The 24,418-nt window shown below is 46.9% G+C and carries 21 protein-coding genes; 11 read left to right on the top strand and 10 right to left on the bottom strand.

Annotation, left to right across the window (positions count from 1 at the left end; all coding sequences use genetic code 11):
• Positions 1 to 112 precede the first annotated feature (112 nt).
• Together ACWPAB_RS03680 and ACWPAB_RS03685 are read right to left on the bottom strand one after the other, a co-directional pair.
• Positions 113 to 1,264, bottom strand: a complete 1,152-nt coding sequence (locus ACWPAB_RS03680; RefSeq protein WP_003577802.1) for an MFS transporter — start codon at positions 1,262 to 1,264, stop codon at positions 113 to 115.
• Positions 1,265 to 1,342: 78 nt separating this feature from the next.
• Complete coding sequence (locus ACWPAB_RS03685) at positions 1,343 to 1,636, bottom strand: ArsR/SmtB family transcription factor (protein ID WP_003577801.1); 294 nt, start codon at positions 1,634 to 1,636, stop codon at positions 1,343 to 1,345.
• A gap of 232 nt (positions 1,637 to 1,868) precedes the next feature.
• On the opposite strand from ACWPAB_RS03685, the gene ACWPAB_RS03690 reads away from it, so the two are divergent.
• Together ACWPAB_RS03690 and ACWPAB_RS03695 are read left to right on the top strand one after the other, a co-directional pair.
• Positions 1,869 to 3,305, top strand: coding sequence for a 3'-5' exonuclease (locus ACWPAB_RS03690; protein ID WP_016381802.1), 1,437 nt, complete (start codon positions 1,869 to 1,871; stop codon positions 3,303 to 3,305).
• A gap of 34 nt (positions 3,306 to 3,339) precedes the next feature.
• Entirely contained in the window at positions 3,340 to 3,768 is a 429-nt protein-coding gene (locus tag ACWPAB_RS03695; protein ID WP_003573613.1) for an OsmC family protein, read from the top strand.
• Between the two features lie 210 nt (positions 3,769 to 3,978).
• Here the strand turns inward: ACWPAB_RS03695 and ACWPAB_RS03700 are convergent, their stop codons facing one another.
• Positions 3,979 to 4,119, bottom strand: coding sequence for a hypothetical protein (locus ACWPAB_RS03700; RefSeq protein WP_003563422.1), 141 nt, complete (start codon positions 4,117 to 4,119; stop codon positions 3,979 to 3,981).
• Between the two features lie 39 nt (positions 4,120 to 4,158).
• Here ACWPAB_RS03700 and dhaK point away from each other — a divergent pair, with 39 nt between their 5' ends.
• The 7 genes from dhaK to ACWPAB_RS03735 all read left to right on the top strand — a co-directional run bounded on the left by dhaK (position 4,159) and on the right by ACWPAB_RS03735 (position 9,869).
• Positions 4,159 to 5,178 (top strand): dihydroxyacetone kinase subunit DhaK, encoded by a 1,020-nt coding sequence (gene dhaK / locus ACWPAB_RS03705; RefSeq protein ID WP_003563420.1) that lies wholly within the window; start codon positions 4,159 to 4,161, stop codon positions 5,176 to 5,178.
• Positions 5,165 to 5,746: a dihydroxyacetone kinase subunit DhaL gene (gene dhaL / locus ACWPAB_RS03710; RefSeq protein ID WP_003583307.1), complete on the top strand. Its 582-nt coding sequence runs from the start codon at positions 5,165 to 5,167 to the stop codon at positions 5,744 to 5,746. Before dhaK ends, dhaL begins: the two co-directional genes overlap by 14 nt.
• Positions 5,747 to 5,795: 49 nt before the next feature.
• Complete coding sequence (gene dhaM / locus ACWPAB_RS03715) at positions 5,796 to 6,164, top strand: dihydroxyacetone kinase phosphoryl donor subunit DhaM (RefSeq protein ID WP_003563416.1); 369 nt, start codon at positions 5,796 to 5,798, stop codon at positions 6,162 to 6,164.
• Between the two features lie 84 nt (positions 6,165 to 6,248).
• Positions 6,249 to 6,812, top strand: a complete 564-nt coding sequence (locus ACWPAB_RS03720; RefSeq protein ID WP_016367325.1) for a TetR/AcrR family transcriptional regulator C-terminal domain-containing protein — start codon at positions 6,249 to 6,251, stop codon at positions 6,810 to 6,812.
• 95 nt (positions 6,813 to 6,907) lie between these two features.
• The gene (locus ACWPAB_RS03725) at positions 6,908 to 7,036 is read left to right on the top strand and encodes a hypothetical protein (RefSeq protein ID WP_003563412.1); all 129 of its coding nucleotides are present in this window, start codon (positions 6,908 to 6,910) and stop codon (positions 7,034 to 7,036) included.
• Positions 7,037 to 7,047: 11 nt separating this feature from the next.
• Positions 7,048 to 8,742, top strand: a complete 1,695-nt coding sequence (locus tag ACWPAB_RS03730) for an oleate hydratase (RefSeq protein WP_003577794.1) — start codon at positions 7,048 to 7,050, stop codon at positions 8,740 to 8,742.
• 146 nt (positions 8,743 to 8,888) lie between these two features.
• Complete coding sequence (locus tag ACWPAB_RS03735) at positions 8,889 to 9,869, top strand: hypothetical protein (RefSeq protein ID WP_003577792.1); 981 nt, start codon at positions 8,889 to 8,891, stop codon at positions 9,867 to 9,869.
• A gap of 119 nt (positions 9,870 to 9,988) precedes the next feature.
• Here ACWPAB_RS03735 and ACWPAB_RS03740 read toward each other — a convergent pair whose 3' ends face one another.
• From ACWPAB_RS03740 to ACWPAB_RS03750, 3 genes are all read right to left on the bottom strand, one after another.
• Positions 9,989 to 11,005: a linear amide C-N hydrolase gene (locus ACWPAB_RS03740; RefSeq protein WP_016381803.1), complete on the bottom strand. Its 1,017-nt coding sequence runs from the start codon at positions 11,003 to 11,005 to the stop codon at positions 9,989 to 9,991.
• 156 nt (positions 11,006 to 11,161) lie between these two features.
• Positions 11,162 to 12,028, bottom strand: coding sequence for a MetQ/NlpA family ABC transporter substrate-binding protein (locus ACWPAB_RS03745; protein ID WP_003577730.1), 867 nt, complete (start codon positions 12,026 to 12,028; stop codon positions 11,162 to 11,164).
• Between the two features lie 106 nt (positions 12,029 to 12,134).
• Positions 12,135 to 12,323, bottom strand: coding sequence for a hypothetical protein (locus ACWPAB_RS03750; protein WP_003659803.1), 189 nt, complete (start codon positions 12,321 to 12,323; stop codon positions 12,135 to 12,137).
• Positions 12,324 to 12,585: 262 nt separating this feature from the next.
• On the opposite strand from ACWPAB_RS03750, the gene ACWPAB_RS03755 reads away from it, so the two are divergent.
• On the top strand, positions 12,586 to 15,318 hold the full coding sequence (locus ACWPAB_RS03755; RefSeq protein ID WP_003577728.1) for a YhgE/Pip domain-containing protein: 2,733 nt from the start codon (positions 12,586 to 12,588) through the stop codon (positions 15,316 to 15,318).
• 326 nt (positions 15,319 to 15,644) lie between these two features.
• Here the strand turns inward: ACWPAB_RS03755 and ACWPAB_RS03760 are convergent, their stop codons facing one another.
• The gene (locus tag ACWPAB_RS03760) at positions 15,645 to 15,737 is read right to left on the bottom strand and encodes a putative holin-like toxin (protein ID WP_011674107.1); all 93 of its coding nucleotides are present in this window, start codon (positions 15,735 to 15,737) and stop codon (positions 15,645 to 15,647) included.
• Positions 15,738 to 16,284: 547 nt separating this feature from the next.
• On the opposite strand from ACWPAB_RS03760, the gene ACWPAB_RS03765 reads away from it, so the two are divergent.
• Complete coding sequence (locus ACWPAB_RS03765; protein WP_016381804.1) at positions 16,285 to 19,797, top strand: ABC transporter ATP-binding protein; 3,513 nt, start codon at positions 16,285 to 16,287, stop codon at positions 19,795 to 19,797.
• Between the two features lie 182 nt (positions 19,798 to 19,979).
• On the opposite strand, the gene ACWPAB_RS03770 is transcribed toward ACWPAB_RS03765, so the two are convergent.
• The 3 genes from ACWPAB_RS03770 to ACWPAB_RS03780 all read right to left on the bottom strand — a co-directional run bounded on the left by ACWPAB_RS03770 (position 19,980) and on the right by ACWPAB_RS03780 (position 24,407).
• Entirely contained in the window at positions 19,980 to 21,665 is a 1,686-nt protein-coding gene (locus ACWPAB_RS03770) for a glycoside hydrolase family 13 protein (RefSeq protein ID WP_016363091.1), read from the bottom strand.
• Entirely contained in the window at positions 21,658 to 22,074 is a 417-nt protein-coding gene (locus ACWPAB_RS03775; protein ID WP_003563393.1) for a PTS sugar transporter subunit IIA, read from the bottom strand. Before ACWPAB_RS03775 ends, ACWPAB_RS03770 begins: the two co-directional genes overlap by 8 nt.
• A gap of 89 nt (positions 22,075 to 22,163) precedes the next feature.
• Positions 22,164 to 24,407: a glycoside hydrolase family 31 protein gene (locus tag ACWPAB_RS03780; protein WP_003563390.1), complete on the bottom strand. Its 2,244-nt coding sequence runs from the start codon at positions 24,405 to 24,407 to the stop codon at positions 22,164 to 22,166.
• Positions 24,408 to 24,418: the final 11 nt, after the last annotated feature.

The following is a 24,418-nucleotide window of genomic DNA, read 5'->3' on the forward strand; positions in this document are numbered from 1 at the left end:
CAATAGTGTCTTCGTTGTAAATGGCTTGGATGCTGTGGGGCGGCCACATAACTGAATTAGCAAAAAAATTTAGTCTTCCAGTACTAGCTTCATTGAGCCGTACTGTATGTGTTTAACGACTCGTCTGCAATTGCTTAAAATATCCCTGCTGGGCATATAACAACATCGCCAAGCTTGCGCCAATCGCTGTAAAAACGGCAATCCCCGAGAAGCCAGTAAACTGTTTAATCAAGATACCGCCGATGACACCACCTAAGTACATGACGGCATTGGCCAACGCGGAAATCGTGCTGCGGGCTGATCCCGCGTGTTCTTGCAAGGTACTCATAAACAATGGCAGCAGTGCGCCACCGATTGTATAGATAAACGCCAGAATGACCGTTGCCGTCAGTGGCGAATTGGTGAAAGGCAAAACCAGATACCCAGCAATGAAAAGTAAGAACTCAAGCAGAAACGCATGCGGCTGACCCAACCAAGTGACTAATCGGTTGCCCAGCAAACTGCCAACAAACTGACCAACGCCGATTAAAAGAATGAAGCTGCCAATGGCACCAACTGATAAATGGAAGCTTTTCGCAAACCAAGTGCCGATAAAGGCGAAACCGCAAAAATTTGCAGTTTGAAACAATAAGTATGCCCCTAGCAGTTTAAGCACGGTTTTGTTCTGAAAAAGTTTGCGATAGATACCAGTTGCAAGACGTGAAGTTGTCGCCTCGTTAAGACTGGGCATGAAACGCACGACCAGCATCGTCAACATCAAGGCAATGACGCCAACGAAGAAGAACGGAAATCGCCATGACCATACCGCTAAGTAACTCCCCAATGGTACCCCAACGATTTGAGCAACCGCCAGACCGGCCGTGGCATATCCCATTACTTTGACAACTTGCGTCTTTGGAAACAATACCGGGATAGCCGCCCAGATTTGCGGTCCGGCCGTGGCCGCCGCGACACCAGCGACGAATCTGGCGACAAGCATCATCGCAAACGTATTCGCCAGCCCGCACCCGGCAGTCGCCAACGTGAAAACCATTAACCCGATGATCAAAATACGTTTGCGGTCGTGCCGGTCAGAAATCGGACCAATCAATAATGCCGATATCATGTAGCCCACTGCATAAGCGCTGACAATAAAACCAGATAGACTAGTCGAAATGCCATAGTATTGCGTCAATGTCGGTAACAACGGTGAAACCAAAAAGGTATCGGTGCCAATCACAAACATCACTAAGAAGAATAGAAACGAAAGTCTACGTTCTTTCATCAGAAAGTCTCCAATCAGTTTTACGGTTTTAAAATTATCAAACAATCAGTGCTAAAAAATAAGCAACCATGTGCTTATTTATAGCTTCTCAAGTAAACCCGGGAAAACCGATTCAATTTTCCCTGTATTCAGCGTAACAAATTTTTGTCGTCCTTGGGTACGCGTGGTAATCATGCCAATTTCCCGAAGCGTTCGCAAATGATATGACATCGTTGATTTGTCAATCTCCACGTGCTGGTTCAGCTCGTTGCAGCCCATCTCATGACCGACGTGGTAAAGCATGCGGACAATCGTATAGCGACCAGGTTCAGACAAAGCAAAGAAAATTCGTTGTTTGAAGGCAATTTCGTCTGTTGATTGTTTGATATCCATACAACAGTTATGCCACAAACTTAATCTGTAAGCAAACTTTCTTTGAAAAAATAAGCTTTTCAATTCTCCATAGACGGTTCATGTTTTGGGTAAATAAGTTTTTAACCCACATTCATGGGTAAAGGCCCCTTTTACCTGCTAGTCTCGAATAATCATGGCAAAAATGTGAAATCTCGTGTCCACTTGGTATACTATTCCTGTGTTCAAAATTTCACTCAAAGGAGGTGTCACCATGGCTCGTACAACTGATCGGCAAAGAAATACACGCTCACCGCGGCAGGCTCGCCGACAATTGAATAAATTGTTGCGTGACCCCATCGTAAAACCCCACAATGCCGCCGCAGTTCGCATTCGCTTAGATGAGATGATGGCGATTCTCCAACATCGCGAGTACCGTCCAGAGCAGCCAAGTTCAACCAATCAAGTCAATACACATGGGCAGGTTCAGTTTGACCTCGCGCGCTGGTATCCTGAAGGCGGTCGCCTACGCTATACCTTACGACCGCGTGGCGCCTTACTCCCAATCGCATTCACTGTTCACGACTTTGGTAATCATCGCAAAAGTCTGACGCGCGGCCTCGCTCTAGCTGTCGTTGGGGCGGCTCACCAGTTAGATCAAATGAAAGCCGCCAACAAATTGCCGTTGATCATGCAACCTTTTAGCGACTGGGTGCACCTCCTTGCAATTGGCTTACAAAATTGGCTTGAAAATGGTCAGGTCGTTTTCTCTTTAGCCGATCTTAACGGCGCCTATGTTTTGACCAGCATGCCAACTGCTCCTGCGACTTGGCTGGCCAGACTCTTTGGCATTTCGTTAGGCAATCCAGACCAGTCTTTAGCTGATCTGCGTCGTCAACGGCAAGAGCAGGCCGACCGTTTGACAACGCGACTTGCGGCCAAGTTTGCCATTGAAGAAGCGCCGTTGGTCCAAGCAGCTAATGATCGCGCTGCTAAGTCAATTCAACTTGATGCAGCCACCATGGCCATGTTAGCTTCAGATCAAGCCCCACTGCGGTCGCAAAAGGATGTTGTTGATCGGCTGGCTCGTGGTGATTACATTGTCATCGATACTGAGTTCGTCGCCGATCGCAACCAACTTGATCTGACAGAAATCAGTTTACTCCGGGTACGCCATCACCAAGTTGATGGGGCCTTCGATATTTTTACCCAATTACCTGAGGGCCACCACGTCATGCCATTTTCAGTCAAAATCACAGGCATCACCGATGATCTGTTGTCCCAATATGGTCAGCCGCTGCCACTTGCCAAAGCTGCCGTTGAACAATTGTTGAAGCATGAACTCGTTGTGGGTTTTGCCTTAAGTAACGACCTGCGTGCGCTACGAGCGGGACTGAATGTCGATATCATCCCAGTGCAAGCCTTCGATGTGGCTGCTTTGGCACGTAAAACATTCGGCATCGGCAAAAAGCACACCCCGTCGTTGCAACATTACAAAGAGGCGCTTGGGGTTGATTTGCCTTCCCACACCGCCTTGAGCGATGCGCAAACCACAATGGCGTTGCTGGAACATCTCATCTGGGAAGGCAGCCCACTCATCACTAAAGACATTGGCTTTGAACAACGGCCACCTGAGCACGCCAATGACCCGGAACCTTATCAGAAACCTGATCCAAGTAATGACGTTTCGCATCCACGCACCAAAACTTGAATTACCGCAATGACCTATATGAGGAGGCGTCACCATGCAAGATGAACGCTGGAACCACCCGCTGTATACAGCGACGGCTATTAATGACGAAGGGCTGGAGGGCCACGCTTATATTCCCGGTGGACTTAAAGTGCAAACCAGCAGTCCGATGAATGATCATCCCGGAACCAACCCAGAGCAACTTTTGGGGCTATCATTAAGCACATGTCTAGAAGCCACGCTGGAAGCGGTTGAAAAGGAGCACGGTTTGCCGCATACAGGAGCCGTGCGGGTGAAGGTCGCTTTCATCGGCGCCCGCGCTGAATATCAATTTTTGGTGCACGCCCAGGTCATGGTCAAAGGCGTTGATTTCGATACTGCTAAGGCTTTCACCAACGAAATCGAAAATCGCTGTCCCGTTTCGAAGTTGCTCAAAAATAGTGGCAATTATACGATCGAAACAGTGACTGATTTTAAAGACTAAACTGCCCGAGGCCAATGATCGAAGCCTGATTCCTTTAGATGTGTCTTCTGCCAGGCGCGTACGCAACAAAGTCAGATTTGTTGTGTCTTTTTGTGTAAGCGATTGCAAAGACTTTAGACTTACTTTATGATTAACATAAGTTGATCAACCATGCACCCTTAAAAGTTTTTCCCACCCGCTTGTCGACTGCTATCAGCAAAACGGGTTTTCTTATGCGTCCTTCTGCAGCAAAGCATTGCCATCTATTTGATTTTGCTGGATACCCACCCACCTCAGCATGACATGCACCATCACCGTTTTTAAGGCAATCTGAACATCAATATCTGCTAGAAAATCACTGTATTTTAGCATTGTTAGGGTTACACTGATAACTAGAAGGGAGTTGCAAATATGAAGAAAATCATCAATGCACCGGGCGATATTGTCCCGGAAATGATTGCTGGACTCGCTGCCAGCTATCCGCAATATTTGAAACAGATTCCTGATACAACGGCGGTCGTCAGAAATGATGCCGCGTTCAAACAACATAAGAAGGTCGGCGTCATCTCTGGCGGCGGTTCCGGTCATGAACCGCTGCATGCCGGCTATGTCGGTCAAGGCATGCTTGATGCTGCGGTGGCGGGCCAAGTCTTCACATCCCCGACCCCAGATCAAATTTACGCTGCTATTAAAGAAGTTGACCAAGGTGCAGGCGTTTTGATGATCGTCAAGAACTATTCAGGCGATGTGATGAACTTCGACATGGCCAAAGACCTTGCCAGTGTTGACGATATCACCGTCGAATCCGTAGTCGTTGATGACGATGTTGCCGTCAAAGATTCACTGTACACGCAAGGTCGGCGCGGTGTCGCTGGTACTATTTTTGCCGAAAAAATTATCGGCGCGGCTGCTGAAGCTGGTTTAAGTCTAGATGACCTGAAGAAGTTAGGCGATGCCGTCGTTAAGAACACCAAGTCCTTTGCCGTAGCATTGCACGCTGCAACGGTTCCTGAAGTCGGCAAACCCGGGTTTGATTTAAAACCTGATGAAATTGAATTCGGTGTTGGCATTCATAACGAACCTGGCACCGGTCAGGAAAAACTGCCGACCTCTAAACAATTGGCTAAGCAACTGATTAGCAAGTTGACGGCGGAGTTCAAAGATCCACAAGCCCACAAGTATGCCGTCTTGGTTAACGGCATGGGTGCTACCCCGTTGTCTGAACAATACATTTTCATGGGCGATGTGCTGAATGAACTGAAGACTGAAAAGTTACCTGTCAGCTTCACCAAAGCTGGCAACTATGTCACATCACTCGACATGGCTGGCATCTCATTGACCATGTTGGCTTTAGACGATCCGCAATGGCTGACCTACTTGAATGCGTCAGCCCACACTGTTGGTTGGGGGGATACCGATGTTAAACGCTGATACATTAACCAAATGGATGACGAATTTTGAAACTCGCATTACCAAGGAAAAAGACCATCTCACCGAACTTGATCGCGTGATTGGCGATTCTGACCACGGCAACAACATGGAGCGCGGCGTCGAAGCGATCAAAGCAGCCTTCGAAAAAACCCCACCGACTACCGATCTGGCTCAAGACTTCAAGACAATTGCAATGGCCATGCTGAGCAAAGTCGGCGGTGCCAGCGGTCCTTTATATGGTACAGCCTTTCTCGAAATGGCTAAGCTTGCCAAAACCGACACCGATTTTGGCGACCTCGTCGATGCTGCCGCAAAGGGTATTGCTAAGCGCGGCCAAGCAAAAACCGGTGATAAGACAATGCTTGATGTCTGGGCACCAGCAGCTGATTTGATCAAACAAGGCAAGCTCGATGACGCCGCCATTGACAAGTTGGTTGCTTCCACCGAGCCAATGATCGCTAAACGCGGCCGGGCGTCTTATCTTGGTGAAAAGAGTGTCGGCCACATTGATCCCGGCGCCGCTTCAACTGGCGAATTGTTGAAAGCCTATTTAGATGCGACCGCTTGATCGACAACCGACAAACTATGAAGGCAAACACTTGTAAAGGAGTGATCCTATGGCACTAGGCATTTTACTTGTTTCACACGTTCCGGCGATCGCCAATGGTGTTGAAACTTTAATCAAACAAGTCGCTAAAGATGTTCCTATCACCACAGCTGGCGGTACTAGCGACGGCAAAATCGGCACGGATCTCGACCATATTCAAAAAGCAATTGGCGATAATCCAGCTTCTGAACTGCTTGTTTTCTACGACCTCGGCAGTGCGAAAATGAATTTGGACATTGCCGAAGAAGTCAGTGATAAACAGATGCATGTTTATGATGTCGCGTTTGTTGAAGGGGCTTATGCAGCCGCAGCATTGCTAGAAGCCAATGTCACCCTCGACAAAATCGAAGCGCAATTGAAACCACTCAAAGTAAAGTAAGTCATCGCCGCTTGTCGGCTTGAACAACTGACAAGCGGTTTTTCATGCCAAAAATGTTGACCATGGCTACAGGAGAGATTGCATATGTCCACATCTGATCAAACTAAGGCGCATCTTGCCAAGGTTCTCAAAGTACAAATGCAGCACAAACCATTAGATCGCATCACGATTGCCGAGTTAAGCGCAGCTGCACATGTCAACCGCAACACGTTTTATTACCATTTTGATGACATCTATGCCTTACTGAAATGGACCTTAGAGGCTGACATTGGCCGTAAAGTGATGCAGGACTTAGGCGCGGCCACATGGGAAACAAAGTATCAGCTGGTGCTTGACTATATCGTGGCTAATCAGATCTTTTGTCTGAATGCGTTTCATTCAGTTGGCCGTGACATGCTGGAAGAATTCTTATTTCAGGCAGCCACCGACATGGTGAAACCAGTCGTTTTGGACATTGACCCAGCAACACCAGCCCAAACCGTTGCCGATATCTGCAACTTTTATGGTGCAGCCATCGTAGGGCAAGTGCTGCTGTGGTTAGCGCAGTCCTTGAAAGAACCGGAACGCAATCTGATCAAGCGGGCTGATTTGATGTTAAACGGGTCGATTGCTTTCATTGTCCGCAAGCGGTCACTTGGCCCACAATAAAAGTTAATTTTCGAACAAACATCACAATTTGACTAAAGACGCTTCTTTTACTTGTGCCTATAATATAGGTGACATCAGAAAGGAAGCGTTTTTAGATGAAGAAATTCTTATTGACAGCGCTAGGCGTTGCGCTGGTTGCTGGCGGCACCGCATGCTACTTTGCAAACAAAATGGAGCTGTTTAAAGATGACGCTGACGCATACAATAAGTTCGAAAGTCGCTAGGAGGCGGGAAAATGATCAAGCATAAGGCGATCATGATCGGTGCAGGGCTGGCCAATATGGCTGCAGCTGTTTATCTCATTCAGGAAGCTCATTGGCAAGGTGATCAAATCACCTTCTATTCACTGGATGACCATGGTTCAAATGATGGTGCCCCAACAGTCGATACTGTGGATGAATATTGGAACAAAAATCATCCCATGGAAAACACGAAGGGCTATGTTGCTCGGGGCGGTCGGATGTTGAATTACCGGACGTATGTCGATTTGATGGATTTGCTTAGTCGGATTCCATCGGCAACGGAACCGGGACTCACAGCTGAAGAAGACACGCGCCAATTCGATGCCCAACATCGGACGTTTGATAAAGCTCGGTTGATGGAAGGCGGTATTGGCATCATCCAAGCAGGACACTTGGGCCTGAATAACACGGATCGCCTTTTGCTGACGAAGTTAATCATGATGCCTGATTCCGAAGAAGAAAAGCTCGACAATGTTAGCATCGCCGACTACTTCAAGAATGATCCGCACATGTTCCAAACCAATTTCTGGTATATGTGGGAAACCACCTTTGCCTTCCGCACACAAAGTTCTGCGCAGGAATTGCGGCGGTACATGCACATGATGATTTATGAATTTACTCAAATTGAGCATTTAGTCGGGGTTAACCGGACCCGCTATAATCAATTTGAAAGCATTATGCTGCCACTGATTAATTACCTGAAGGAGCAAGGCTGCAAGATCATTTTGAACCGGCGTGTCACCGCGTTTGAATTTAAAGACACGGCCATGACTGATGAAATCACCGTCACCGGCCTGACCATTCTGAACACAGAGACTGATGACGAAGAACATGTTACCGTTGATGATGATACCGCCGTTTTCTTCACGAATGGATCGATCACCGACTCCGCAACTCAAGGTGACTTTGATCATGCAGCAGTCGAAAACATGGACTACGGTGCTGCCGCAAGTCTGTGGAAACAAGCGACTGAGCATTTTTATAACCTTGGTAATCCTGATAAGTTCTTTGCGGATCGGTCAGCCAGCGAGTGGGTCAGCTTCACCTTGACGACCAAAGATCATTTGTTGCTTAACGAAATCGAACGTATTACAACGCAAGTCCCTGGTAACGCCCTGAATTCGTTCATGTCAACCCAACCAATCACGGCACTTGGGCAAAAAGATGTCATGATGTCAATCGTGGTACATCATCAGCCGCACTTTACCACCCAGAAACCAAACGAGACCGTCTTGTGGGGCTACTTCCTTTATCCACGGCGCTACGGTGAATTTGTCAACAAGCCGTATATCGAAATGACGGGTAAAGAGATGGCCTTTGAATTGATTGGTCAGCTTGCTAAAGTTGATCCCGGTCCTGGTAATATTCGTGATCATCAAGATGAGATTATGGCAAGCATCATCAACAACATCCCTGTTTATATGCCATATGCTTCGGCACTCTTCAACAATCGCGCCAAGGTTGATCGGCCAGATGTGATTCCAGCACATTCAACAAACCTTGCCTTTACCGGTGAATTCGCTGAACAACCATTCCAAATGGTCTTCACTGAGCAAAGTGCTGTTCGTTCAGGTGAGATTGCCGCTTATCATTTCACCGGCATTCCAATGAGTCATTTAGTTAAAACACCGCGGTATGATAAAGACATCAAGACATTGATGCGTGCCACGAAAAAAATGTTTGAATAATAACGTTCAATATCAAAAGCGTTGTCCGTGCACGGGCAACGCTTTTCCTTTTTGTGCACTAAAAATAATGCTAACAGCTATCAGTTCAAGCTTGTTACTGTTAAACTGTTCTTAGTGAATCCAACCAATTTTAATGGAGGCAGATCATGGACTACGAATTAAAACTGCGACGCCATGCCAGTCGCGAAATCGATAAATACTGGGAAAATTTCCAGAAAAGCACAAGTTATCAACACCTGCTGACAGTTCCCGGCTTTAGCCAAGTGCCACCAGATGAAATTCGATTAATCCTCGTCACCTTTTTCGTGCATGCCTTTGATAACCTTCGTTCAACCATTCAAGCGCTTGATACTGAACACGTTGCAGCTGGTTTGCAGGAGACCTTACAGACTTATCATGATGATGCATTGGATCGCAGCGAGTCGTTAGCGATCGCGGCGGAACTGTTAAAAACATTTATGCTCTGGTTGATTGCAACAAATGAGATTAAATTGACTATCCTTGAATTTGTTGATGCCTTGATGAACGTGTTCGTCACTGCCACCTATCTGCTCGGTTTGACGGAAGAGGAGGCCCTCACATCACCATTCGGCAATGATGATTTTGATCTTCCTGGTGTTGATGATGCCTTCAGTGACCCCGATAATGACGTTGACTTTGATTCCGAAAATATGGCTGAATTATTTCAATTGACGATGAACTTTTTAGAATCCAAAACGTGGCTGCAGGTTCCTAAGCCAGTTCAGAATCAGGAACTCTTTGGTGCCACCACGTTGTTCCTTGCCCACACGATTCAGAGTTTGTTCGGCCACGATCCAAAGAATTGGACCGCTCAGGACATTAAGGCTGCCATGTCCATGCTACTATATGACAAAAAAACCATTGGTCCTGATCAGCGCGCAGTCATTGGACAAATGGTCGCTATTTTCATTCGATCTACAACAACCTCCCACCTCTGGACACCAACCCAGCGACAGGCACTTGCTACAGCTGCCGAAAGTCGCGTTCAAGAACTTGTTGCCGCCAAACCAGCACCCCAACAACCTACTAGTAACCCAACAGAAACGACAACGAATAATCGAGTTGTTCCGATCGCTGGGTGGCAAAAGCACAAACACGACAAATAACGATACCAAGTCACCACTCCGGCTCGTTAGATGACAAATCAAAAAGACAACACTGAACCCCAAAACCAATGATTGGTCTCTCGTTCAGTGTTGCCTTTTTTCATATCAATGATGTCAGTCTACAGTTGATTGAACTGTTCAGTTTTAGCCAAATCTTCATAAGTGACGTCAGTAATAGTCGGATCAAGTGTTTTCGTTGTCATTGTCAATGTGTCTGAATCTTGCACGAAAATCGTCTTTTTCGTCAGATCATAGCCAGACCAGTATTGCGTGTAATCCGTTAAAACCTGATGTTGTGGGTCGCGACCTAGCCACTGCGGAATCAAGACAGTCTTGAAAGCATTGTATAACACGCGAATGCCATCTTTGCTGTTGAAGGGATCAAGATTACGCGAAACAAACATTGCCCGCAGGAACCGCGATGGTGATGTGTAATCGCCTGGCAAACCGAACATCCCGTAGCCTGTGCCTAACTCAATCGGCTCAATATGGTAGTCGCCTAACTCGGATCCCTTAGGATAGTTATTGTCATTCAGACTGACATAATTGCGCAAATTGGTTTCATGCCACCCGTATTCAGGACTATTCGTCATGGCGCCGATACTATCATACAGCTTAAAGGCGCCGTGATCGGTTGGTTCGACAACAATCCCTTTACCTGATGGATCAACAAATGTGTAATGTAATGGGATTTTCACCCCTTGGCCGCCAAACTCATAAGGTTCATCCAGCAGGCCATACTCACCCGCCAAAGCGCGTACTTCGTCAACATTTTTGCATGTCGTCAAGGCCAAGGTCACAAACTCCTCGCCTTTAATAGCTTTCAGCCCACGCTGTTTCAAAGAATCCGCACTCGCCCAGCTGCACTCTACCAAAACCTGCAAGTCGCCAGCCAAGCCTTCGCTATTGACGCCGTCGAAAAGTGCCGTACTTTGATCAATACCGACGCCAACCGCTGCATACTTTGTGGTCCATTTGACACTTTGTGTTGGTAATGTCTTGTTTGCTGGCAAACTGACAATTTTACCAGGAACCCCGCCGACTGGTGATTCATGAAAGAAACTGGTGTTGTAATCCATGGTTCGGCCCCAGAAAATATCACCTTGTAGCGATTTAATTGTCATTGAAGAACACATAGCAACGACCCCTTTCGAAAATAAATGTCAGTGTTTAAAGCTCAATTTTTCCGATTACTGTCATTATAACCCGAATTGCTTAATGGCTCGATCCCCTTCAACAAAAAGCTGCTCTACAGCCCCATAAGTACTGGTTTCACAGCGATCTCGTTATTATTATTTTTGTTGGAGATAACTGATCGGCTTATTCACATCAAGTTTCGTGCCAGAAAAAGTCTTTTTAATCCAACTCTGAATCGTAGGGTCATGGTAAAGCGGCACTAACTTTTTAAATTCTTCCTTTTTTTCATTTTTCACTGCGGTCACTAATATATTGACGTTGGCGCGCGTCGTTTGGTTCAACTTCTCATGCACCAATGAATCTTTCAAAACATTCAGCCCACCATCAAGTGCCCGCGTATTCGAAATCAGTTCTGCGTCCAAATCGGGCAGCATTTGCACCGATGGGTCGACCTCTTTAAACTTTAAGTGCTTCGGATTGGCTTGAATGTCCTTCACGGTACTTAAAGCATTGAAGTCAGACTTAAGGGTGACAAGCTTGGCCGTTGCTAGCAAAAGTAACCCGCGTGTCGCATTAGCAGGGTCGTTTGAGATGCCAATCGTTGCACCATCTGGAATCTCTCGCAGCTGTTTATATTTTTTAGAATACAGTCCCATTGGTTCCAGGTAGGTTGTGCCTAATGCTGCTAATTTTTCGCTCGGATTTAATTTGTTATATTGCTGAAAGTAAGCATATGACTGGAATGCATTAACATCCAATTGTCCCTCGGCAGTAGCTGAGTTAGTGACGTTGCCATCTGAAACTTGCTTGACTTTAATCCTCAGACCAGCCTTCTTGGCCTGCGGTGATTTAGCAATATGTTGCCAAATTTGATAATCCGAGCCACTACTGCCGATGATGATTGACTCACTTTTTGAACTAGTATGACTGCTATTGCTACTAGTTGCTTTGCCACACGCTATTAGTGTTAATAATGAAACCAATGCAATCCCTGTGAAGATAGCTTTTTTCCAACGACTCATAAGAGATCCTCCTCCAAACATTTCCACCAGCAAACTATCAAAACCATCTCGTTAAACAACTTTGATTTATTTTAGATAACCTTGCGCTGCCACAAAAAAACGCCCCTTAACTACTTTTGTTGTAGTCAAGGGGCGACAGTGTCGCGTTACCACCCTTATTCACGATGTTGATACATCGTCTCCAGTACCTGTTGATACCTGACAGCATAACGGCCGTAACCGACTCGTGAGCGTTAACCGCACGAATAACTATTCGAAGCTCATCTTCACCTTCTTGCAGATGACCCTTTTCCATCAACCGGGCTTTCTACAGCGTCTGCGCCAAGGTTACTCTTCTTCTCAAAGTGTTGTTTTTATAAATGTCATTCAGCTCACTTTGAAAGTTGTGCTGAGTAACACCTAAAGTCTTGTTGGAAGGACTATACGGCCCGCGCTTGTGAATGTCAAGACAAAGGTTTGAAAAGATGATTGGGGAACAACTTAGGCATTAAAAAACTTTTCAATATTCGCATGTTATAATCTACAAATACAAATTTGAAAATCACTGGAGGAGCACAATGCGAAACATAGGAAAATTAGTTGCACTGGACTGGAAGCGAATTGTTAAAAGCCCATTCGCTTTCTTACTCATTTTGGCGCTGGTTGTGATCCCCAGTCTCTACTGTTGGTTCAATGTCTGGGCGCTATGGGATCCTTACAGCAATACCCAAGATCTTACTGTTGCCGTGTATTCAGCGGATAAATCAACCGAATTCCGTGACAAAAAAATTGCCATTGGCGATGAGCTGGTCACCCAACTAAAGCATAACAAGCAACTCGGCTGGCGTTTTGTGGACTCCAAAAAGGCGGTTCAGGAAGGTGTCAAAAGCGGCAAATATTACGCAGGTGTCGTTGTTCCCAAAGATTTCTCAACGGACTTGCTTAGTTTTGTCGATGGTAAGATTCACAAACCAAAGCTAGATTATTACGTGAATGAAAAAATTAATGCCATCGCCCCTAAAATTACTGCAAGCGGGGCGTCCACGCTGCAAAACACCATTTCAGACGAATTTGTGTCAACCGTTGCCAAAACCTTGGTGACTGTCTTCAATCAGGCAGGCATTAAGCTGGATGACAATCTGCCGATGATTCGGCGCTTTGCAAGTCTGGTAACCAATACAAACGATCAATTACCGACAATTGAAAAATACATCGCGGAAGTCGGGGTTTTGCAGAGTAAAATGCCGGCCATCCGAGAAAAACTGGCGGCCGCCAACGAAATGGCCACCTACTTGCCTGAAGTCAATCAAATGGCCCAAAAATTAACGGCAGCCAACGGGTATTTACCAATGGTAGCCGATGCCGGTCAGTTGGCGGTCGATGTTCGCAGCAAGTTGCCTGAAGTGCAACAAGCCGGTGCGCAGCTTAATACAGTGACCACCAACTTTGGCCAACTAGAATCAGCGGTTACGAAGGCCGTGGCGGTCACCAGTCAGGGCATTACCGTCGTCAATCAAGTTGACGGCACTTTGCCTGCTCTGACCGACTTTGGCAAAAACGCCCAGGCAGCGATTGGCACGACCAAAGATGAAGTCTTGCCCAAAGTCAGCATAGCACTTGATGTGGTTCAAAATGCGGTCGATGCTGGTCTGACATTGATAGCCGCCGCGAATACTAGTTTAAGTGCTGACTTAACTACCTTGCAAAATCAGTTGCAGCAGTTGGACACTAGCAGTGATACCGCCGCTATCAAACAGGCAATGGTGGCCCGATTAACCGCTTTATCTGATCGCCAAGGCAAAGTGGCAGCCAATGCCACCAGTCTGGCCGATACATTAACCCGCCTGCAAACCAGTCTTAACAAGCTGACCGGTAAGGACGATCAACCGTTGGCCGGTGCCATTACGCGACTGCGTGATGTTGCGACTACCGCTACTGCTGTTCAGACGGCCGCCAGCGATCTCGCCAAAGACGTGCCAAATTTAAGTACCAATGAGTTACAAAGTCGTTTGGCGACACTCAATGATGTCGCTCAGAAATTTGCAAGTGATGCCAATACACTCAAGGATCTGGATCTCGGCACGAGTGTGAAGCAAGTACTGAACGCTTTCAAGGCTGCGCTTGCTGATGCTGCCACAACGCTGACTAAAATCAACGATCAAGTATTGCCGGAACTACCGAGTTTACTCAGCGGAACAAAGGACTTACTGACACAAGCCAACACTTTTTTGGTTAAAACCCAAAAACAGTTACCAGCCTTGAAGCAGGAACTCACTGATGCCAATACGCTGCTGAACGGTCATATGAACTTGATCACCAGTGGTATCACGACAGTCGCTGACTTATATCAAAATGACTTCCCAAGTCTTAAAACGAAATTGACCAAGGCAACAAATTTTATCAATCAAGATCTACCCGGTGTGGAAAGCGACCTGACATCAACGCTCGCTTTAGCCAACGAAAAAATGCCGCAACTACAAAGCGGGCTGGATGATGCACAAACCTTAATCAAAGATGACTGGCCAACATTGAAAGATGCCATTCAAAAAGGCGCAACCGCAATCAAAAAAGGCGAGAAATCCGTTGATCTGTCGCAGTTGATCAAACTGCTGAGACGTGATGCCACGAAAGAAGCCGGCTTTTTAGCTAAACCGGTAGAGCTCAAGCAAACGAGTTTCTATCATATCCCAACCTATGGCTCGCAAAGTGCCCCATTTTATTTGGCCTTATGTATTTGGGTCGGTGCCTTGCTGCTCGGCGCCATTCTCATTACCGAATATCAGCTGCCGGAATCGTTGGCTCATGCGACCGTCAAACAGATGTACACCGCTCGCTGGTTAACGTTTGCAGGACTGGGAATGCTGCAAGGCCTCATCGCCGCACTCGGTAACCTCTTCCTAATCGGGACGTACGTTGTCGACAAGCCGCTGTATTTGCTGTTTGCGATGTTGCTAAGCCTAGTCTTTGTCTCAATTCTATACATGTTAATTTCCCTGTTCGGCAATATCGGTAAGGGCCTGGGAATCATTATTTTAGTCCTATCCATCTCCGGCGCAGGTGGCAACTTCCCCGTTGTACTCTCAGGTAAGTTCTTCCAAGCCATTAACCCATGGCTGCCATTCACCTATGCCGTCAACTTGCTGCGCGAAACCGTTGGCGGGATCTACTGGCCAAATCTGTGGCAAGATCTCTTCATCCTCGTGGCATTCGGCGTTGCCTTCTTCCTTCTGGGGTTTTTCCTAAAAGAACCAATTCGCCCGTGGATCGAGAAAATGCACCATATCACGCGGAAGTCTAAGATTATTGAATAACGTAGAAAGCTGCGTCAGTTGAGCTGTAACAATCTGCTTACACCTTGTATTTGGGCAACTGTTGATAATCTTTTATCCATGATTAGGGACTGTTTTCAAGCCACCACGCCTTTATCAATCAAGTGTAAGAAAATCTTTTTGCAAAACATGGTGTTGACAGATTGTTACAAAGGCCTTGTCATGGTTTAATATATATGTAACGAAAAAGAGCCGCTGGCGGGAACCAGCGACTCCATGATTCAACAATGCTGCTTAACCGGTGGCCTATAGTAAAATTAAGCCGTCACGATAAGCCTACCCAGCTAGCTCGTGACGGCTTTTTGGTATCACCGATCATTCAGCTTCAGAACCAAGGTAATCAGTCCGAGAATAAACAACCCGAACATGATCATAAGGCTCAAAGCTTCATAGATCGACATCGTGCTCCTCCTTTCAAAGAATTTTGTGATCTCTACAGTTCTAAAACCATAGCCACCACCTCCTTCTTAAGAAAGAGCCACCGTCGCGTAGCATTGTCGTTTCCAGTCTATCAGTCGCTATTAGCTCACGCCATATATACCATTTGTTATATATTAAAAAGAGACACTCATATGAAACATACTAATCCGTTGATTCATATCAGCAAGACATGATAGCATTTGAGCGTACCAAAAGCGTTGCTGGTGGGAGCAAGCGCTATGGTTCAACAATGCTACTTAACGGCAGCTCGTTTATTGAACTAAGTCGTCACGAGCCGAGCAAGCAGCAACCCAGTTTAAAGATAAGCCGTCACGGAGCTGTACAAGCTTTCCGTGGCGGCTTATTTATGTCTATCTACCTACTTCAACCTCCAACTTCTCTGGAAACTTCTTCATCTTCAAAAAGCACCGAAGCATCGTTTGTCTACCCATTCAACAAGCTGATCACATGCATCTTTTTCAATCCAGCCGTAGAATGAGCTCAATAACCAAAACGGAGGCAACTGACATGCTGAAAATTTTGTTCGACCATATGCACGGCTGGGCACGGGTAAGTTTTTTTCTCGCGCCGTTAGCGATCATGGGCGAAGCATTGCTTGACCTGCAACAACCGACCTTGATGGCTAGCATCGTGGACGTGGGATTGGCTAAGAAAGATATGACTTATGTTTGGCATACCGCTATTCTCATGGCAGTGATTGCTATTGCTGCGTTCGCTTTAGGTGCTATCTGTAACGCCTTCTCCTCCTATGCAGCCTTGAAAATGGGCCAAAACCTGCGGACTCATCTGCTGGCTATTTCACTGGCCGATCGCGATCCCCAAGCACTCAAACCCGAAACACTCATCACCCGCATCACAAACGATGTTACGCAAATGCAGACGCTGGTAAGCATGCTGACGCGCGGACTCGTTCGCTCGCCTATGCTGCTGTTCGGCGGCATTGTCATGTCGATTATCGTATCACCACGGCTGTCATGGATCATTTTGATTGCCTTACCCATTCTTGCCATCTATATCTACGTCATCGTTCGACGTTCGCTGCCACTTTACACGGCTATGCAAGGACAAGTTGACGTCATGAACCGGATTATGAGTGAAAACTTGACTGGCGCCAAAACGATCAAGGCGTACGTACTGGAAGACCACCAACTGACTCAATTCAACACTGAAAATCGCAACCTGCAGACGATTAGTCAACGCGCCGTTTTGGCAACGGTCACTTTGGCGCCACTGATCATGCTGGTACTTAATCTGGCAGTCGTTGCTGCACTGGCTTATGGCGGCAATCTAGCCATCAGCCGCACCATCACCACTGGCGAAATCATGGCGTTCGTCAATTACATGATTCAAATTACGACGGCGATGACCAATACCGTTAACCTCATCACGACCTTTTCACGGGCAATTACTTCTAGTGCACGCGTCAACGCCGTTTTGGCCGAAGAAGCAGGTACTGAGGCCAGTGGGACATTACCTGCCCCAGCTGGTAGCACCATCCAGTTTGAGCACGTGAACTTTGGTTTTTCGCAAAGTCGACCGATCCTTGATGACATCAATCTCACCGTTCCAAGCGGTCAGTGGCTGGGCATTATCGGCTCCACTGGTTCTGGCAAAACCACGCTGATCGCCTTATTAACCCGACTTTATGAGCATTATCAAGGCAATATCACGGTCGGTGGCACCGATATCCAACAAATCACCTTACCGGCTTTACACAAAAAAATCACGGTCGCCTTACAGGACTCACTGCTTTTTTCTGGCACTGTCGCGCATAATCTGAGTTATGGCGCGCCGCAAGCCACGCCGACACAATTAGCCAGCGGCGTTGCTATCGCTAGGGCAACTGAGTTTGTCGGGACTAATTATGATACCCCCGTCGAAGAAGCTGGGAAAAACTTTTCTGGCGGTCAACGGCAACGTCTGAATCTTGCCCGCGCCATCATCCCCGATCCTGATATTCTGGTCATGGATGACGCTACCAGTGCTGTGGATCAGGAAACCAACACTGAGATTCAAGATGCCTTGGTTAAGGCTCGCCGCAACCGTACAACCATCATCATTTCGCAACGCGTCCCGAACATCATGGACTGTGATCAAATCATCGTCATGCAAAACGGGCAAATTACGGCTCGCGGAACGCATACGAGTTGGTCAAAAGTTCGCCATTTTACGCGCAACTGGTTCAAACCCAACTGGGAGGTGACTACATTGATTAATCTCAACGGCAGACGCGGGCCACGTAATTTGCACCCCGAAAAAGTCACCTTAGTTGATTGGAAACAAACCGTGCGAAGGATTTGGGGCTATCTCGATACGGATCGCCGCAAGCTGCTGATCGTTTTTGGCCTCACATTATTCACAACGTTGGCCACCATTGTTGGCAACCGGGTCAATGGGATCGTGGTCGACCAGTTTATCACCAAAGGCCGTCTGCGCGAATTGTTCATTGTCAGCGGTTTGTTGGCTGGAATGTATTTTTTGAGCAGTATCTTCACGTATTTTCAAACAAGTATCACCACCAAAGTCGCACAACGCACTAGTGCTGCGATTAGGCACGACCTGTTTGCCAAAATGCAGCGTTTACCGATGCGGTATTTTGATACGCATGATAACGGCGATATCATGAGCCGATTGACCAACGATGTCGACAACATCAACACCGCACTGATGCAAACTTTTGTACAGCTTTATACCGGCATTATCAGTGTTGTCGGTATGGGTATTGCCATGTTACTACTCAGCCCGCTACTAACCGGCATTGTCGTTCTGGCGTCTGTCGCGACTTTCTTTTACTCGCGAACCGCAGCACGCATCACCCAAAAAGCCTTCACGATTCAGCAACAAGAATTGGGCAGCTTGAACACCCAAATTGAAGAAAATGTTTCTGGTAAACAGTTGGTCCAGCTTTTCGATCATCAACAGGATACCATTGACCGTTTCAATGAAACCAATGCCCGCTACACTGCCGCAGCCTATCGCGCACAACTTTTCTCTGGGGTCATCGGTCCCTTCAACAATATGACCAATAATTTTGCCTACTTGCTGATCACATTTGCCGGTGCGCTTGCCATTCTTCGCGGTGGGACCAGTATCACAGTCGGTGTCATTTTCACCTTCCTGATCTATCTGCGCAACTTTACTGGGCCGATCAACAACATTCTGAACCTCATCAACACCTTGCAACTTTCCTTAGCCTCGGCCGAACGCGTTTTCCAAGTCGTCGATGCTGAGCCTGAAAAAGATGCCGCGAATGCCGTCGAGTTAGATCACACAGCGGGCAATGTTAAGTTCGATCACGTCTCCTTCGCCTATGACGGTAAAACCGAGGTGCTACACGATATTAGTTTCACTGCTCATCAAGGGGAAGTCGTCGCCATTGTCGGTCCGACTGGTGCAGGGAAAACAACCATTATGAACCTGCTCACCGATCTATACCCACTCACCAGCGGCAGCATTACCCTTGATGATCACGATGTCACCCAAATTACCTTTGCTAGTTTGCGGCGGCTCGTCACAGTTGTTCAGCAAGAATCGTTCCTTTTTACCGCAACCATTCGCGAAAATATTCGCATGGGTCGGCCAGACGCCACTGACGCCGAAGTCGAAACTGCCGCCAAAGCCGCAAATGCTGACGGCTTCATTAACCAACTGCCAGACGGTTACGACACTATGCTTAGCGAAAACGCTAGCCGCCTCTCGCAAGGCCAGCGGCAGCTCCTCAGCATTGCCCGCGCCTTCGCAGCCCAAGCACCCGTTCTCGTTCTTGATGAAGCGACCGCCTCCATCGACTCCAACACCGAAACTGATGTCCAGCATGCCATGAACCGCCTCATGCAACAGCGCACCAGCTTCGTGATCGCGCACCGCCTATCCACGATTCGCAATGCAAGCAAAATCCTCGTTATTGACCAAGGCAAACTCATCGAATCTGGTACCCATGAGCAACTGCTAGCGGCTGGTGGGTTCTATGCTAAGTTGTACAATAGCCCGTTGGCGGATATGGATAAGATGAAACGATAAACAAGCTTGCGTTCTAGAACTTAATGCTGCTTCAATAAAACAGCTTAAGTCAAAAACACTCCAGTAACAAAATCTATTGATGGAATTTTTCTGGCAAAGACACGATATAACACAAAAATGCTCATCTTCTAAGCCAAACTAGAAGATGAGCATTTTTCGTGAATTCGAACTCACTCGTATTGCTATTGAAGCTTGTACACCACTGCGCCAAATGGTGGTAATGTCAGTGTTTTCTTTAGTGAATCGGAAATTTCACTATTCCGAATCAACACATCCACATCCTTAGCTTGCAAGTCATCTGGCACTGACCATGTGCGTTCCTCACTTGAGAAGTTACCTGCCACCAGCAAAATCTCATGTTCCCCTTTGCGCAGGTAAATAAACAAGTTCGGATCATCAGGGGCAAGTAGTTCAAATACACCAGTGGTAATCAATGGCTCTTCATGTCGTAATTTAATCAGGTGTTGATAATAGTGGTAAACACCGTCACTATCTGCCAGATCCTTAGCCGCGTTAATCTGCTTGTGATCTGGATTTAGTCCCAGCCATGGTTGTCCGGTGGTGAAACCACCTTTTTCACTGCCATCCCAAGGCATCGGCGTACGAGCATTATCGCGCGAATGCAGATAAATGGCCTTCATGGCCGCCTCAGGACTTTCATGATGCTGTTGGGTGAGTTCTTTGAAAATGTTCTTGGTCTCAAGATCGTTATAATCGCTTAATTGATCAAAATGAACATTCTTCAGACCGAGTTCTTCGCCTTCAAAAATATAGGGGGTTCCTTGCAACATGTGCAACACCGTACCCAGCATTTTGGCTGATCGAATTCGATACTGGCCTTCATCTCCAAATCGTGTCACAGGCCGCGGCTGATCGTGGTTGCTCCAGTAAAGGCTGTTCCAGCCATCGACTTGCGCTAATGTGTTCTCCCAACGTGCCAAGACTTCTTTGAGATCAACTAATTTAAATCGATTTGTCGAGAACTTGCCATATTGGCCATAGTCAAGATGCATATGGTCAAAATGAAAAACCATATCCAACTCGTGACGATCTGCCGCCGTGTATAATTGCGCCTGCTGTGCCGTTGTATGGGGCGTCTCGCCAACCGTCATGATATTGTAGTGCGACAACACTTGCTCGTGCATTTCCTGCAGGTAATCATGAACCTTTGGGCCATTTGCCGCTCCGGCATAATAACTACCGTATGCCTTGCCTTGAATGAGCGGGCCATCTGGATAAGCCGGATCTTTAGAAATCAGTGATATGACATCCATCCGGAAGCCATCAACTCCCTTATCTAGCCAAAAGCGCATGAGATCATAAACTTCTTGGCGTACCTTAGGATTTTCCCAGTTGAGATCCGGTTGTTGCTTGGCAAAAAGATGCAGGTAATACTCGCCCAGATCTTTTTTGTATTCCCAAGCTGAACCGCCAAAGCTTGAGCCCCAATTATTAGGCTCATGATCGTCAACTGGCTTCTTCCAGATGTAGTAATCGTGATGCGGATCGCTCACTGATGATTTGGCGGCTTTGAACCACGGATGTTGATCAGACGTGTGATTCACAACCAAGTCCAAGATAATCTTTAGATGTCGATCATGTGCTGCCTGCAACAAGTGTTCAAAATCGGCCATTGTCCCTAATTGTGGTTCAACATCGCGATAATTCGAAATATCGTAGCCGTTATCAACCTGTGGTGATCGGTAAATCGGATTCAGCCAGAGCACATCTACGCCCAAATCGGCTAAATAATCCAATTTTTCAGTGATACCATTTAAGTCTCCAACGCCATCACCGTTACTATCATTGAAGCTTTTCGGATAAACCTGATAGACAACGCTTTTTTTCCACCATGGTATTTCATTCATCATCGTCATCTTCCTCAACTTGAATCTCGTTGACATTGACGATTGCATCTTTGGCCTCTTGAATCAGCGCATCAATTCGAGCATCGCTAATATACTGATCAGCCGGTTCCATCGCAACGCCAAGTGCAAGTGGCAGATTCATGCCGCTGATGATATGTGTATGCGGACGTGTGCGATATTTGAAGAACTTTTGATTAACGCTCCCTGCCGTCATATCCGTCAATACCACAACATCACGATCAGCTGGGAAAGCAGTCATAACCTCATCGACTTGCTTTTCAACCGGCTGATTGTCCAAATACGCTGCCAGCGTCACGATGTCTTGACCGCCGCCACTAATGAAATTCAATGTGTCTTTCAACCCTTCAGCGAGCCGATGATGTGACGCCAATACGATTGTGCGTTTCATGAATCTTCCTCCTCTAACCACGTTTACCAGACCAGAAACCTGCACCTAAGGACCTTATCCGCAATGACCAAAGGACGGTCATTTCAGGCCTAATCATTCAAAAGTATCTCCAAAAGTGCATCGCTCAGTGTTGCCGGTGCGAGACTGGCAACAGTTAATGCTGCTCTACTTGCTGGCATATCGTTAACGCTTTGCCACAACTGCTTTTTCAGATCAAACGCAACTTTAGCATGTTGCAGAATTGCAAAGATATGCTGCAGTTTAATTGCCTGTTGATCTTCGGCTTCTAAATCAAGTGTCAGTCGCTGATCAAATCGTCCTGAGAATGGTTTCATTGTGGTTTTAACGCCCACAATTTGTAATTGATAGGTCCGCTTCTCGGGAATGATGTGATTAGGATCAGTAACGGTCATCCCAAATGTACCGGCCACGGGATCCCAAGAAAATTTGGTTTGCGCTTTCCCAGCCGCTGTCTGTTCATGTAATACATAGGCATGTTGCTTGCCAGGGAAAAGCGTAACGGTCATAGCTTCGGGCAGATCATCAATGGCCGCCATAGCGTCATCAGCTAATGGCACGATGCCACCTGAGCGCACAAGAACCGGATACTGAAACTTGTTGCGATAGAACTTAACAACTGCCGGACCAGTATATTGCTGGTGGGTAAATAAATCGGTCCAGGTACCGGCTGGCACATAACCTTCTGCACTGGCTAAGCCCGTTGTGTCATCACTAGGCGTTGTGATCGGTACGACCAGCATTTCTGACCCGAAGAAGTACTCATTTTTGAACTGATAAGCTTCTTTTACTTCTGGATATCGATAATAAACAGGTTCAATCAATGGCATGCCTTGCTGATGTGTCAACACATCCGCCGTCGCCAGATAAGGGACAAGCTGAGCGCGCAATCGCATGAAACGTGTCATGCTCTTATCCGTTTCCAGATCATATTGCCATGGTTCCTTGCCCATAAACGGATTGTCCGAACTGTGCAACCGCATAATCGGACTGAAAACACCGAACTGCAGCCAGCGTAGTGACAATTCAGGATCATAGCTGCCGTGCATATGCCCGCCGATATCATGACTCCACCAGGTGTAGCCAATATTCGTGGCCGTTGCTGTGAAGTACGGTTGGAAAGTTAATGATCGCCAACTGGCAATGGAATCACCAGAAAACCCAATTGGATACCGGTGACTGCCAGGTCCAGCATAGCGTGACAAGATCAGCGCTTGATCCTTCTTTTCTTTCACCTGATCCAGAAAATGCAGCACGTTAAGCGACCATAATGGATCAATCTGCGCACGTGATCGTGCAGCACCCTGTTGCCAATCAAGCCACCAGAAATCAATCCCCTGTTTTTCAAGCGGATGATGAACTAAGTTAAAGTAAGCTTGAATAAATTTTCGATTGTTTAAATCAAACAACACCGGCTGCTTAGAGGCTGGATCAATACCGACAGCCTCAGCAACTTCTGGATACTGCACTTCAGAAGGGCGGATACCAGCAGCCGGGTGCACATTGAGCGTGATATGTTTGCCTTGTGCGTGTAAGGTTGCCAATAATTTTTCTGGTTCCGGGAACAGCTTTTTATTCCAAGTATATCCAGTCCAACCGCTGCCATACTTCGTCGGAATATCTGTGACATGCCAGTTCATATCCAAGACAGCGACCGCTATTGGAATACCAGCTTTTTGGAAACGATCCATGAGCGCAAGGTAACTTTCTTGCGTATAAGGATAGAAGCGACTCCACCAATTACCTAACGCAAACCGTGGTACCATCGGCGGAAATCCAGTGAGCTGATAATAATCATACAAAGCCTTGCGATAGTCGTGACCGTATGCAAAGCCATAAAGATCAATTTCCTCAACAGGCCGATTCCTGATCGATGTGCCAGCTTGCAGCATACTGGTTGAGTCATCCAAAATAGTAAAACCGTCTTTGGACATAATCCCTGAATCCAGCGATACAGCACCATCTGCGCCATCTAACGTTCGGGCCGTTCCAAGCAAGTTCTTGACATCGGGATCACCGTAATGCCAACGCGGATAGTGCGTCTGAAAATTGTATTTTGTATCAATGAACAAGTTGGCACCGTTGAATTCACCACCGCGATAATAGAGGTGAAATGAATCTGTCTCGATTTGGACAGCAAAACCTTCTTGATCACGAGTCACCTGAAAATCCGGCTTGCCAAAATCGCGATTAACCACTGTTTGCGTCGTTGCATCTTCAAACTGACCGGCAGATTGATATTCCATGCGGATCATCTTATTTGTAATGACGGTAAACCGGTAATGATCCCCGCTGACTTGATTCTTCTGATTCAAAATATCAACCC

The organism is Lacticaseibacillus sp. 30 (assembly GCF_053819265.1).

Bases quoted from the DNA above. Each gene is read 5' to 3' on its own strand.
- ACWPAB_RS03755 (WP_003577728.1), top strand. From the start codon at position 12,586: ATGCGAAACATAGGAAAATTAGTTGCACTGGACTGGAAGCGAATTGTT.
- ACWPAB_RS03750 (WP_003659803.1), bottom strand. From the start codon at position 12,323: ATGGAAAAGGGTCATCTGCAAGAAGGTGAAGATGAGCTTCGAATAGTT.
- dhaM (WP_003563416.1), top strand. From the start codon at position 5,796: ATGGCACTAGGCATTTTACTTGTTTCACACGTTCCGGCGATCGCCAAT.
- dhaL (WP_003583307.1), top strand. From the start codon at position 5,165: ATGTTAAACGCTGATACATTAACCAAATGGATGACGAATTTTGAAACT.
- ACWPAB_RS03735 (WP_003577792.1), top strand. From the start codon at position 8,889: ATGGACTACGAATTAAAACTGCGACGCCATGCCAGTCGCGAAATCGAT.
- ACWPAB_RS03720 (WP_016367325.1), top strand. From the start codon at position 6,249: ATGTCCACATCTGATCAAACTAAGGCGCATCTTGCCAAGGTTCTCAAA.
- ACWPAB_RS03725 (WP_003563412.1), top strand. From the start codon at position 6,908: ATGAAGAAATTCTTATTGACAGCGCTAGGCGTTGCGCTGGTTGCTGGC.
- ACWPAB_RS03775 (WP_003563393.1), bottom strand. From the start codon at position 22,074: ATGAAACGCACAATCGTATTGGCGTCACATCATCGGCTCGCTGAAGGG.
- ACWPAB_RS03765 (WP_016381804.1), top strand. From the start codon at position 16,285: ATGCTGAAAATTTTGTTCGACCATATGCACGGCTGGGCACGGGTAAGT.
- ACWPAB_RS03730 (WP_003577794.1), top strand. From the start codon at position 7,048: ATGATCAAGCATAAGGCGATCATGATCGGTGCAGGGCTGGCCAATATG.
- ACWPAB_RS03685 (WP_003577801.1), bottom strand. From the start codon at position 1,636: ATGGATATCAAACAATCAACAGACGAAATTGCCTTCAAACAACGAATT.
- ACWPAB_RS03695 (WP_003573613.1), top strand. From the start codon at position 3,340: ATGCAAGATGAACGCTGGAACCACCCGCTGTATACAGCGACGGCTATT.
- ACWPAB_RS03760 (WP_011674107.1), bottom strand. From the start codon at position 15,737: ATGTCGATCTATGAAGCTTTGAGCCTTATGATCATGTTCGGGTTGTTT.
- ACWPAB_RS03680 (WP_003577802.1), bottom strand. From the start codon at position 1,264: ATGAAAGAACGTAGACTTTCGTTTCTATTCTTCTTAGTGATGTTTGTG.
- ACWPAB_RS03700 (WP_003563422.1), bottom strand. From the start codon at position 4,119: ATGCTAAAATACAGTGATTTTCTAGCAGATATTGATGTTCAGATTGCC.
- ACWPAB_RS03770 (WP_016363091.1), bottom strand. From the start codon at position 21,665: ATGAATGAAATACCATGGTGGAAAAAAAGCGTTGTCTATCAGGTTTAT.
- ACWPAB_RS03740 (WP_016381803.1), bottom strand. From the start codon at position 11,005: ATGTGTTCTTCAATGACAATTAAATCGCTACAAGGTGATATTTTCTGG.
- ACWPAB_RS03690 (WP_016381802.1), top strand. From the start codon at position 1,869: ATGGCTCGTACAACTGATCGGCAAAGAAATACACGCTCACCGCGGCAG.
- ACWPAB_RS03745 (WP_003577730.1), bottom strand. From the start codon at position 12,028: ATGAGTCGTTGGAAAAAAGCTATCTTCACAGGGATTGCATTGGTTTCA.
- dhaK (WP_003563420.1), top strand. From the start codon at position 4,159: ATGAAGAAAATCATCAATGCACCGGGCGATATTGTCCCGGAAATGATT.